Source organism: Paenarthrobacter sp. NyZ202, assembly GCF_049860755.1.
GTDB lineage: Bacteria > Actinomycetota > Actinomycetes > Actinomycetales > Micrococcaceae > Arthrobacter.
Genome location: NZ_CP187556.1, coordinates 271573 through 283141 on the forward strand (window position 1 = coordinate 271573; position 11569 = coordinate 283141).

Genomic DNA, 11569 nt, shown 5'->3' on the forward strand with positions numbered 1-11569 from the left:
TCATGATTCCTTGACGATGATGCTGCCTACCTGGGTGGCGATCTTGCGCATGTCCTTGGTGACTTCCACCAACTGGTTGGCAATGTCCCGGTGCCGTGAGTAGGGCGTCGGCTTCATGTCCCGCAGCATTTCCGCCACCCAGATCCGATGCGTCCGTTCGGCCCTTTTGGCTAGCCGCAGCACCTCGATCCAGTAATCTTCCAGCTCATCGAGGTCTTCCAGCTTCCGCATGGCGTTGACCGTGAGTTCCGCTTGGCGGCTGATGATTTCCAGTTGGTCAGCGGCGCGCTTGGGCAAGCGGTCCAGCTTGTACAGGGCAACGAGTTCCCCGGCGGCGTCCAGCTTCTCCATGGCCTCGTTCAGGTGCCGGGAGAGCGTGTACATGTCCTCGCGGGGGAGCGGGTTCACAAAGCTCGTGCGCATATGGGTTAGGAGCGCGAAATGCAGGTCGAGCGACTTGGATTCGTGTTCGTGGAGTTCTTCGCTGAGCCGATCGTGTTCGCTCGCGGGAGCGCCGAGAATCTCGGACAGGGTTCCGGTCGCAGCCACAATAACGCCTGCCATCTGCGCGAGCAGTGCAAGTCCTGCGGGCTCCTGGGGGAAAAGGCGCAGCTTCATAACGCTTCCGGTCGGGGGCGGTCGGGTGGGGCGGGCAGCTTGACTTGACGCTGACCGTTTCAGCCCCAACTTTACCGGCACTGCAGCCGCCCTGCGCACCTGGCCCTGCACCGGCGGGAAGTTCTACCCATGGAGATCTTCCGCTTCGTGTGGAAGACTCGGAACGTTTCAAAGTAAGTCCACTTATTGGGGGAATTATGCCAATCAACAATGTAGTGAAGATCGTCGGACCGGCACTGGCGGTGATGGTGGCCCTAAGCGCCTGCGGCGGCGGTTCAAGCACGACGGCGGAAGGTTCCCAGCCGCCGTCGTCGTCCTCGGCGTCGGCTGCTTCAGCTGATGGATCCGGTGCGCGGTCGTACACGGCAGCTGCCTGGGCCCTGCCGATTTCGAGCGCCGGTGACAAATTGGGTGCGCTAAAAGGCGACAGCTTCAGCGTGGACATCTATCAGGTGGCCACGGGAGTCGCGTCCAAGGACAGCTCGTGGGTGGACAAGGAAACCAAGGAGAGCCTCCTGAAGAAAGGTGATCCGATCGTGTACCTGAACTACGTTGTCACCAATACCTCGGCAGCTGACATCCCGCTGGGCGAAGAGTTGATCACGCTCGGGGCCAAATATGAGGACTGGAAGTACATGGTTGGCATGCTGTCCGACTCCAACAGCGCCGGATACGAGGAGCACGGGCTGACCAATTCCGGTGTGAAAGAGGAGGAGCTGGCCCCGTTCATCCTGAAGCCGGGCGAGTCGTTCAACATCGCCAGGACCATTGCCTACACCGCTGGCAAGGAAGCGGACGTTAAGGCGACCATGACCCCCGAGAACGCTGCCGGCGATTTGGATTTCGACAAAGAGGAAGAGGCTGAAACCACGGTCACCCTGAAGTAGGGCATGAAAATGGTGCCGAACCGGATACGCCTCTCGGCGGTAGGCCGCTCGAAGCGGCTATAAGTTGAAGCCCGGGGGTTTCGCGGTTCGGCACCAGTTTTAGTTTTCTACGGGGCCGCTCCTAAGTCAACATTGACATCGGCGGCGAGCAGTAGGTACGGTCCGGCCTTGTTTTCGGCCTAGTCCAGTTCTCCCAGGCGCCATGCGTTGGCGGCGTGTTCGAGGTCTTCGGCCGTCTTCACCAGTTGGTGGGAGTTGCGCGTGAGCTTGCTGGCGTGGCCTTCGTTGCTGTGCTCTGCGCCGTCGGCGAGGGTCGCCTGGCCGAGTGCCACCACCCGGCAGAACGCAGCGGAACGTTCCAGGGCGACGTCGAAATCTCCATCGAAGGCTCCGGACAAAATGGCGTCCGCCATGGTCTTCATCTCTTCGGCTCCGGGCGGTTCGGCGGCGCCGGCAACCACATTGGATACCTGTGCTGTGTCGCGTCCGGCCCTGAAGTATACGGAGATGCGTTCGGGGTTCTGGATGGTGGCAGCCCGCAGTGCGTAGAGCCGCCACAGGGCACCCGGGAGGGATCGGGCGGGGCTTTCGGCCCACATTTCTGCAATTGCCTCAAGGCCTTGTTCGTCGGCCAGCTTCACCAGGCGCCGGGTGACCTTGGGATCGTCACTGTCGCGGCCGCGCCTGACCAATGCCTGGGCGGCCAGATGCGCTGCTTCAGAGACCCGGGCAGGATCCGCTCCGCCGGCGAACGGTTCGAAATCGATGGGCGCAAAAGGCTTGGGTTTGTGGTGCCTGTTCGCTCCGCCGTACGCACGTGATCCTGACTGTTCGCTCATGAGTTCACCGTACTCCTGTGCTCTGGCCGGGTCGAGTAACGGTTGTTTGGGCTGGTTCTGACGTTTGGCTGTACCGCTGCCACCCACTTTGCGGCCGCCGGTGGGCCGACACGCCGCTGTGGCTGCGCGCCGTCGTCGTCCTCCGCTCAAAGTGGGTGGTGGCGGTACGGTTCTGTAGCAGCTCCGGCATTGGGGTACAGTATTCATGGCTGTTTCTACAGCTGGAGGGCCTTTAGCTCAGTTGGTAGAGCATCGGACTTTTAATCCGTGGGTCGTGGGTTCGATCCCCACAGGGCCCACCCTTCAAGGCAGGCCGGAGACCATGAGTCTCCGGCCTGTCTTTTTTCGTTCCCTGGCCATGGCTGATCCTTGCTCGATCATCGGTTACGCTATTCGATGGATTAACTATTTGGGGGATTGGTTGTGACGGTTTTTGATGTAGCGGTGCAGATTGCCTTCGACGACGGCGCTGCCGACGCCCTGATCAGCGCTGCCGATTCCGCTGACCACGCGCTGCGTTCCGAGGGCTGGTCGCTGGCCGGCGCCATGGAATGTGCAATGGAGGACTTCAAGGGCGACTATGCATGCTTTTTCACCCAAGCCTGTGCCTTGAGGGCCGAGGATCGTGGCAGGCTTGCCGCTGTTCTCGCGGCGTTGGCTGACGATGTCCGGGAAGCGAAACTGCTGGCCCAGCGGGAGAAGGACCGGCTCAAGGAAGTTGCTGCTTGGCGGCACCGCGCGGTTGCCCGTGAGCAGGAGCTGGCGTCCCTTGATCCGGCCCTGCAGTCCGCGGCCCTGCTAAGCATGGCTCATGATCCGAAGCCAGAGGAAATTCCGATCGCCGCACCGACAATTTCAGCGGTGTTTTCCGCGCAGGAGCGGGTGCGTTTCGCCGGTGGATCCGAAGGTGGAACCAGCTCGGCCGATGCCGGAAAGCTGCGCGAGTGCGCGGCACGATCCCGCGCCTCGACGAATTTCCTGGAGGCGGAGCTTGGACGGGTCAGGAATGCATGGAGCGGATTCGTCGCCTCGTGTTCATGGGTGAACTGGGGCACTGTCACGCTCGTGTCGGGCTTCGAGCAACTGCTGACTGAGAACGGCGCTGACGCAACCTGGCTTGAGCAGATCGCCACGGCATTCGAAACGGCCGGCAGCGGGTCCATAACTGACAAGGTGCTCAACAGTGCACTCATACTGTTCGCGCCACCATGGCAAGTCAATCTGAACGACATCGGGGCGCTGAACGCCGGGCAACTGGAAGCCTGGCTCGCCGTACCTGCGAACAAGAGCCGGCTTCAGGGGCTCCTCGGACAACCTGGCTTGGACCCTGTAGTGATTGCCAAGTGGTGGGCCGGGTTCGGCCAGTCCGTGGACGCCGGGACCGTCATTGTCGGTGAAAGGCAGCGGCTGCTGATCGAAGCACTCCCCGGGGTTATCGGGAACTTGAACGGGGTGACCGCGACAGCACGGGATCTCGCCAACCGGAACCGTCTCATCACCGAGCAGGAACGCATCAATTCGGAGTTGGCCAGGACGCCGGAATTCCTGTTCACCACCACCGGACGGGCCATACCCAACCCGAACTGGACAAACCTGCAGACGCAGCAGCAGGCACTTGACGGGATCACGGAAGCACTGAGAAACGCAGGAGGCATCAACGCTGTCATGCTTGGTTTCGATCTCGCTCACGGCTCACCCAAGGCGCAGGTCTCTGCGGGTAATCCGGACACAGCTGACAATGTCACCTACGCTGTGTCCGGCATGAACATCACTCCCCAAAGCGGGTTCAACGACTGGGCCGAGAATGCTGCGAACCTTGCGGAGCAGCAACTCTTGCTTGACGAAGGTGAATCCATCGCGGTGGTGGCTTGGATCAATTACGAACCGCCCAACCCGGCCACCGTGAACAGCGGTGATGCCGCCCGGGTCGGTGCCACCCGCTTCGTGGCTGACCTTCAGGGGTTCAACGCCGTCAGGAAAGGCCTGGGAAACGGAACGTCGGAGACCCTGCACGTACTGGGCCACTCCTACGGGACAACCGTGACGTCCAATGCCCTTGCCACCGGGGAACTGAATGTCGCCTCGTTCACCATGCTGGGCTCTGCCGGCATGGAAAAGGAGATCGGGAGCGCCGCAGCGCTTTATGTGCCTGCTGGAGAGGTGTACGTCAGCCACGCAGCAGGTGATGGTCTGGCTCAGATGGGCCGCTTCCTGCGCCAGGATCCGCGTCTGGAGTCTTTCGACGCCAAAGTGTTCTCCTCGGAAGAGGCCACCATTGATGGGACTCGCTATCGAGGCACCACGGAACACAACACGCTGGTCCACAGAAAAGACGGCGACGGCTACGGATACCTGGACCGAGGAACCACCGCCCTACATCAAGCTGCCCTCACATCGACCGGTCACGGAGACAGTGTCCTGCAAGGCGCGCGGCCCATGACACCTCCCGCAGGATTTGCTGGCCGATGATCAACACAGGAAGAGTGAAACGCATGCCCGCTGAATTCAATTGCCCTCCAAAGGCCCGCAGTTTTCTTGCCGTGCTGTTATGCGCAGCTTTCGCGCTAAGCGCCTGCATACCCACCACGACGGAGAAACCCATGACCGGCTCGAACAATCCGAGCGACCCGGCAACCGTCATGGCCCAGGTCGAAGAGCTCAAGCAGGCCCTCGAGGACCTCCACGCTTTTAAAACCGAAACCCAGAAGGCCATCGGACCCCAGACATGGAAAGACAAGGGCGCCCGAAACAGTGGCTGCACCACGCTCGGGGGGCAGGATGGCGTGAACTACATCATCTTGAGCCAAACAGCTGATCCTGTAGACCTGGAATCGTCAACAGAGATCGTCAGGACGTTATGGGAATCCAAGGGCTTCACCACCCGTACCGAAACCAACCCCGGGGAGCCGGGCCTCATCCGTCTCTACGCTCATAAGGGCGGCGAACGCATCCTGTCCTATTTCGCAAATGTCAAAGGATCCGGGCTGGAAATGGATACCGCCTGCGTCGCCGGCGACCTCAGCGCAATTTACAAAGAGCTGGACAGGCAGGACGCGAGTTCCAGTCCCGTTCCGGCCACTACTTGAATCGGTTGTGCATGATGTCTCCTGGGTGGCCGTCCCGCTCATTGCGGTGTGGGCCGGGTGGCAGTCTTGGAAAGAGTGAACCGCATGTCTCTTGGAACCAATGCCCGTCCAAAGGCCCACTGTATTCTTGCCGCCTTCTTCCTTGCGGCTATTGCATTGAGCGGCTGCACACCTACCACCATCGAGAATCCGATGAACGGCTCAAGTAATCCAAGTGATCCTGCCACCGTCAAGGCCCAGGTCGAAGAACTTAAGCAGGCACTCGCGGACCTCCACGTCTTCAAAACCGAAACCCAAAAAGCCATCGGGCCTCAGCAGTGGGCGGACAAGAACCTCCGAAATAGTGCCTGCGCCACACCAGACGGGCAAGAAGGCGTGAACTACAGCGCCATGAGCCAGACCCTTGAAACCCTCGACTTGGAAGTCTCGGTCAGCGTCGTCAAAACGTTCTGGGAGTCCAAAGGCTTCACCACCCGTGTAGAAACCAACCCCCGGGACCCGGGCAACATCCGTCTCTACGCTGACGAGAACGGCGGACACCTCATATCCTTCACCGCCACCAGCAAAGGCTCCAGCCTCGAGATGGACAGTGCCTGAGTCGCTGGCGACCAAACGGCGATCTACAAGGAGCTGGACAGGGAGGACGCGAGTTCCAGTGCCGCTTCGGCCACTACTTAGATCGGTTGAGCATGAGGCCTCCTGGGTGGCCGTCCCGCTCATTGCGGTGTGGGCCGAGTAGCAGTCTTGGAAAGAGTGAAACGCATGCCCGCTGAATTCAATGGCCGTCCAAAGGCCCGCAGTTTTCTTGCCGTGCTGCTCTGCGCAGTTTTTGCGTTGAGCGCCTGCACATCCACCACCACGGAGAAACCCATGACAGGCTCGAACAATCTCAGCGACCCGGCAACCGTCAAGGCCCAGATCGAAGAACTCAAGCAGGTCCTCGCGGACCTCCACACCTTCAAAACCGAAACGCAAAAAGCCATCGGACCGCAGCAGTGGGCGGACAAGAACCTCCGAAATAGTGCCTGCACCACACCAGACGGGCAAGAAGGCGTGAATTACAGCGTCATGAGCCAAACAATGGAAACCCTCGACTTGGAAGCCTCGGTCAACGTGGTCAAATCGTTCTGGGAGTCCAAGGGCTTCGCCACCCGTACTGAAACCAACCCCAGGGAGCCGGGAGTCATCCGCCTCTACGCCAACGAGAACGGCGGACACCTCATATCCTTCACCGCCACCAGCAAAGGCTCCAGCCTCGAGATGGACAGTGCCTGCGTCGCCGGCGACCAAACGGCAATCTATAAGGAGCTGTATCCCGGGAACTTCGGCCTCCGTTCCAGTTCCAGTTCCTCTGCGACGTCCGGGTGAGACGGCATGCCCGCTGAAACCAACGCCAGACCAACGCCTCGGCACATGCAGCATCCCAAGGAACCCGTGGCGCAGTAAGAAATCTCTTGACTCCTACCCCTCCGGCCCGTCAGCATGGTTTCTACAACGTTGTAAACCAGTAAAGCCCAGCCCACGCAGAGGACGCCCCGTTTGGAAACCCCAGAACACCCCACAGCCAAAATCACCATTGACCCCGCGTTTACCGTGGGCCCTGTCCGGAGGAAGACGTTCGGAGCCTTCGTCGAGCACCTGGGCCGTTGCGTTTACACCGGCATCTTCGAACCGGACCACCCCAAGTCCGACGAAGACGGATTCCGAACCGACGTCCTCGAACTCACCAAGGAACTCGGCGTCTCAACGGTCCGGTACCCGGGCGGCAACTTTGTCTCCGGCTACCGCTGGGAGGACGGCGTTGGCCCCCAAGAACAACGCCCTGCACGCCTGGACCTCGCGTGGCACTCTACGGACCCCAACCTGGTGGGCGTGGACGAGTTCGGTGCCTGGTCCAGGAAGGCCGGCGTGGAACCCATGATGGCCGTGAACCTCGGCACGCGGGGAACGCAGGAAGCCCTGGACATCCTGGAGTACTGCAACATCAAGGGCGGCACGGCCCTGTCTGAGCAGCGCAAGGCCAACGGCACGGTGGAACCGCACAACATCCGGATGTGGTGCCTGGGCAACGAGATGGATGGGTCGTGGCAGATCGGGCACAAGAAGGCGTCTGAGTACGCCCGGCTGGCGGCAGAAACTGCGCGTGCCATGCGCATGGTGGACCCGGGCCTTGAGCTTGTGGCCTGCGGTAGTTCGGCTCCTGCCATGCCCACTTTCGGCGAATGGGAGCGGGTGGTGCTCACGGAAAGCTACGACGTTGTTGACCTGATTTCAGCCCACCAGTACTTCGAGGACTTCGGTGACCTGCAGGAGCACCTGTCCGCCGGGCACCGGATGGAAGCCTTCATCAAGGATCTTGTGTCCCACATCGACCACGTGAAGTCCGCCCTGAAGTCCCAAAAGCAGGTCAACATCTCCTTTGACGAGTGGAACGTGTGGCACATGTCCCGCGACGAGTCCAAGGCGCCCACAGGTGATGATTGGCCCGTGGCACCCGTGCTGTTGGAGGACCGCTACACCGTGGCTGACGCCGTGGTGGTGGGCGATCTCCTCATCACCCTGCTGCGGAACACGGACAGGGTCCACTCCGCGAGCCTGGCGCAGCTGGTCAACGTGATCGCCCCCATCATGACCGAGCCGGGTGGCCGCTCGTGGAAGCAAACCACCTTCCACCCGTTCGCGCTCACGTCCAGGCATGCCTCGGGAACGGTGCTGAATCTCGCGGTGGAATCGCCAACCCTGGATAGCGGCAAGACGTCCGGCTTCCCGGCGCTCTCCGCGGTGGCCACTTATGATGCCGGGGCCAAGGAAGCTGTGGTTTTCGCCGTCAACCGTTCGTCGACCGAGGCACTCACCCTGGATGCCGCCGTCGGAAGCCTGGGCGCAACCAAGGTCATTGAGGCGGTGACCTACACCAACAAGGATCCGTACTGGCAGGCAACTGCTGATGATTCGACGTCGGTCCTGCCGTCCGAGAACGTCAGTGTAAAGCTCGACGGCGGCCGCCTCACCGCCGGGCTTCCGGCGGTGTCCTGGACCATGGTCAGGTTGCAGCTGGCCTAGGCAATTGCCTGGGAACCGTCCTGGAAGACGGGAAACACCGAGAGCGGAGTGACCGTTGCCGGCTCCGGCTCCTTGATGGGGGCCGGAGCTTCGCCCTCCGCCGTGACGATCTCCAGTGACTCCATGTCCAGCAGACGCCGGTTGCCGGTCTCATCCTGCAGCCAGAAGAGTTCCGTACCAGCAACGGTTTTGACCACCGTGCCCCGGTGGTAGAGGCGCCCGTTGTGCCAGGCTTCAATGAACTGGCCCTCGGCCAGCGGGTGCGTGTCTTCCCTGGTTCCCGGCAGGCTGCCGAACGCCTGGGCCAGGCTGGCCTGTGTCTTGAGGGCCAGGAATAGGTCCCTTTTTGCGATGCTCATGTCTGTCCCCTTCAGCTGGGCTGCTCCGTTGAATCCAGCTTTCCGCATTCATGTTGCGGGGGCGTTGCAGAATGATGAGCGCTGTGTGACGGCGCCCGGGACCGGCTATGGGGCGGAGATGTTCTGCGGCCCGGAGGTGGGGTCGCCCTTGCGGAGTTCTTCCGCGTACGGTGCATGGGGTGCTGCGTCGTCGGTAAGCTCGTTGGCTGCCATGGCCAGGAGGTCGCGTTCGAGTTCGGGGACGGAGAACATGCCCTGGACGTACGCTTCGACCTCGCATTCGCCCATGGACCCGCCGATACTGAAGTAGTAAAGCCAGAGCGAATCGCTGCTGATATCCGCTGCTGTCAGCACTGCTTGGAGCCTTCTGCTTTGCTCAGGTTCATTCGGATAGAAGCTCATGATGGTCGGCTTGGTATAGGTGCCGTGGGCGGCCGATGTGCGTGTGTGATCGCTAGACTTCCGTGTAGTTCCCATCGTAGCTTCTCCCGTGCCGGGACCACCAGTAAAAAGGACCTCCGGCAAGGGACACCCGCCAGCCGGCTGCCCGGCGATCCAAAGGAGTACAGGCATGGCCGTCACCATGAACGACGTTGCGCGCGCTGCAGGCGTTTCCCTCAAGACGGTCTCCAATGTGATCAACAATTACGAGTTCATCCGCCCGGAAACCAAGCAGCGCGTCCTTGATGCCATCGACCAGCTCGGTTATGAGACCAACCTGACGGCCCGCAGCCTCCGTTCGGGGAAGACCAACATGATCGGATTGGTCCTCGCGGACCTGAACGTCCCGTACTACGCCGAGCTCGCGTCGGACATCATGAAGGCGGCCTGGGCCAAGGGCTACCGGGTGCTGGTGGAGCAGTCCGGCAACCAGGCGGACCATGAACGGGCAGCGCTCCAGGGCCAGTTCCGGAGCCTGACGGACGGGCTGCTGTTCATTCCCTTGGGACTTGATGCGGACCAGATCATCCAGGCGGCAGGGCAGAAACCCTTGGTCCTCCTCGGTGAGTATGTGCAGGATCCGCGTCTGGACATGGTCCTCATCCAGAACCACGAGGCCGCCGCGGCGGTGACCACGCACCTGCTGGCGGGCGGCCGCCGTCGTATAGCCGTCCTTGGCGCGAACGACGGCGACACGAGCGGCAGTGGCGGCCTCCGCCTTCAGGGATACCGGGCTGCGCTCGCTGCCGCGGGTGTCGAGTACGACCCGGAGCTGGTGATTCCTTGTGGGTGGCGGCGTGACGGCGGCGCGGACGCCGTTGGACGGTTGCTGGAGAGCGGGACGGAGTTCGATGCCGTGTTCGGTTTGAATGACGCAGTGGCCCTCGGTGCCCTGCACGAACTCTTGGTGCGCGGCAGGAAGGTTCCGGAAGACATTGCCGTGGCCGGTTTCGACGACATCGATGAGGCCCGCTTCGCCTCTCCTTCCCTGACCACGGTGGCGCCGGGCCGTACGGAAATTGCGGAGCGCGCCGTCGAACTCCTCATCAAGAGGATCGAGCGCAAGGGCAACGCCGTGGACGTGGAGCAGCCGGAGGCGGCGTTCGCGTTGCGGGTGCGGCAGTCGGCGCCGGGGGACGTTACTGTCGAAGGATGACCCAGGTAATTCCCGCAGATATTGTCACGCCCGCCGTCATGATCGACGTCGACGTCCTGGACCGGAATATCCATCGCATGGCCGCGGCGATGAAGGACAGGGGCATCGGGCTCCGCCCGCACGTGAAGACGCACAAGACGCTGGAAATCGCGGCCAGGCAGCTCGCGGCCGGGGCTGTGGGCATTACCGTGGCCACGATCGGCGAGGCTGAGGTATTTGCCGACGGCGGTGCGACAGACATCTTCATTGCCTATCCGTTGTGGGTGGAAGAACACCACGCTGAACGGCTGCGCCGGTTGGCCGGGGCCTGCACCCTGGCGCTGGGCGTCGATTCGGTGGAAGGTGCGACGGCGATGGGCCGCCGCCTCGGGGAAAGCGCTGGTGCCGTTGGGGTGCTGGTGGAGATTGACAGCGGGCACCATCGCAGTGGCGTCCTTCCGGAGGAAGCGGTGGAGGTGGCACGGGCAGCAGCTGATGCAGGCCTTGATGTTGCGGGCGTTTTCACGTTCCCCGGCCACAGTTACAAGCCGGGCATGCCCACGGGCGCTGCCAACAACGAGAACCATGCACTGGGGGAAGCAGCCGCGGCTTTGACCCGTGCCGGTTTCACGGTACGGACCATCAGCGGCGGGTCAACTCCCACGGCCTTGATCGGGAATGAAACTGCGGCCACGGAGCTGCGTCCGGGCGTCTACGTTTTGGGGGATGCCCAGCAGCTTGAGCTTGAGCGTTGCTCATGGGACGACATCGCACTGACGGTGGCCGCCACGGTAGTAAGCCGACACGAGGCGGGCGGCGGAAATGTGCGCCGGATCGTCGTGGATGCCGGAAGCAAGGTCCTGGGCAGCGACAGGCCGGACTGGGCTTCCGGATATGGGCGGCTTCCCGGGTTCCGCGACGCCCGGATCACGGCCTTGTCAGAGCACCATGCCACTATCGTGTGGCCTGACGATGCCGGCCTGCCGCGTCTGGGCGAACGGTTGAGGGTCATCCCGAACCACGTGTGCTTGGCCATGAACCTGGTGGACGACGTCACGGCGGTCCGGGATGGTGCGGTGGTGGACACCTGGAAAGTCGCAGCCCGGGGGAAGAACAACTAGCAAGGAAAAGCGGCGGTCGG

Annotated in this window: 12 protein-coding genes and 1 tRNA gene; 9 read left to right on the forward strand and 4 right to left on the reverse strand. The window is 62.1% G+C overall.

The genetic code is table 11. The features are described from left to right. A complete protein-coding gene (locus ACPFL9_RS01310; protein WP_426005333.1) occupies nucleotides 1–618 on the reverse strand; it encodes a DUF47 domain-containing protein in 618 nt (205 codons plus the stop codon). A 197-nt stretch (nucleotides 619–815) separates the two neighbouring features. On the opposite strand from ACPFL9_RS01310, the gene ACPFL9_RS01315 reads away from it, so the two are divergent. Then, complete coding sequence (locus tag ACPFL9_RS01315; protein ID WP_426005335.1) at nucleotides 816–1505, forward strand: hypothetical protein; 690 nt, start codon at nucleotides 816–818, stop codon at nucleotides 1503–1505. A 179-nt stretch (nucleotides 1506–1684) separates the two neighbouring features. On the opposite strand, the gene ACPFL9_RS01320 is transcribed toward ACPFL9_RS01315, so the two are convergent. Further along, a complete protein-coding gene (locus tag ACPFL9_RS01320) occupies nucleotides 1685–2344 on the reverse strand; it encodes a hypothetical protein (RefSeq protein ID WP_426005336.1) in 660 nt (219 codons plus the stop codon). Nucleotides 2345–2570: 226 nt separating this feature from the next. On the opposite strand from ACPFL9_RS01320, the gene ACPFL9_RS01325 reads away from it, so the two are divergent. From ACPFL9_RS01325 to ACPFL9_RS01350, 6 genes are all read left to right on the forward strand, one after another. Beyond that, nucleotides 2571–2643: transfer RNA gene (locus tag ACPFL9_RS01325), tRNA-Lys, on the forward strand. A 124-nt stretch (nucleotides 2644–2767) separates the two neighbouring features. Next, nucleotides 2768–4813: an alpha/beta hydrolase gene (locus ACPFL9_RS01330; protein ID WP_426005338.1), complete on the forward strand. Its 2046-nt coding sequence runs from the start codon at nucleotides 2768–2770 to the stop codon at nucleotides 4811–4813. 23 nt (nucleotides 4814–4836) lie between these two features. Continuing rightward, nucleotides 4837–5430 carry a hypothetical protein gene (locus ACPFL9_RS01335; RefSeq protein ID WP_426005340.1) on the forward strand — a complete coding sequence of 198 codons (594 nt, stop codon included), beginning with the start codon at nucleotides 4837–4839 and terminating at the stop codon, nucleotides 5428–5430. A gap of 84 nt (nucleotides 5431–5514) precedes the next feature. Further along, nucleotides 5515–6027 (forward strand): hypothetical protein, encoded by a 513-nt coding sequence (locus ACPFL9_RS01340; RefSeq protein WP_426005342.1) that lies wholly within the window; start codon nucleotides 5515–5517, stop codon nucleotides 6025–6027. Between the two features lie 165 nt (nucleotides 6028–6192). Next, a complete protein-coding gene (locus ACPFL9_RS01345) occupies nucleotides 6193–6798 on the forward strand; it encodes a hypothetical protein (RefSeq protein WP_426005344.1) in 606 nt (201 codons plus the stop codon). A 171-nt stretch (nucleotides 6799–6969) separates the two neighbouring features. Then, the gene (locus ACPFL9_RS01350; RefSeq protein ID WP_426005346.1) at nucleotides 6970–8493 is read left to right on the forward strand and encodes an alpha-N-arabinofuranosidase; all 1524 of its coding nucleotides are present in this window, start codon (nucleotides 6970–6972) and stop codon (nucleotides 8491–8493) included. On the opposite strand, the gene ACPFL9_RS01355 is transcribed toward ACPFL9_RS01350, so the two are convergent. Beyond that, nucleotides 8490–8852 carry a hypothetical protein gene (locus ACPFL9_RS01355; RefSeq protein WP_426005348.1) on the reverse strand — a complete coding sequence of 121 codons (363 nt, stop codon included), beginning with the start codon at nucleotides 8850–8852 and terminating at the stop codon, nucleotides 8490–8492. The genes ACPFL9_RS01350 and ACPFL9_RS01355 overlap by 4 nt on opposite strands. Nucleotides 8853–8957: 105 nt before the next feature. After that, complete coding sequence (locus ACPFL9_RS01360) at nucleotides 8958–9206, reverse strand: hypothetical protein (protein WP_426005350.1); 249 nt, start codon at nucleotides 9204–9206, stop codon at nucleotides 8958–8960. Nucleotides 9207–9423: 217 nt separating this feature from the next. Between ACPFL9_RS01360 and ACPFL9_RS01365 the strand changes: the two genes are divergently transcribed. Together ACPFL9_RS01365 and ACPFL9_RS01370 are read left to right on the forward strand one after the other, a co-directional pair. Next, nucleotides 9424–10449: a LacI family DNA-binding transcriptional regulator gene (locus ACPFL9_RS01365; RefSeq protein ID WP_426005352.1), complete on the forward strand. Its 1026-nt coding sequence runs from the start codon at nucleotides 9424–9426 to the stop codon at nucleotides 10447–10449. Beyond that, on the forward strand, nucleotides 10446–11549 hold the full coding sequence (locus ACPFL9_RS01370; protein ID WP_426005354.1) for a D-TA family PLP-dependent enzyme: 1104 nt from the start codon (nucleotides 10446–10448) through the stop codon (nucleotides 11547–11549). The genes ACPFL9_RS01365 and ACPFL9_RS01370 overlap by 4 nt, the downstream gene beginning before the upstream one ends. The last annotated feature ends 20 nt before the right edge of the window (nucleotides 11550–11569 follow it).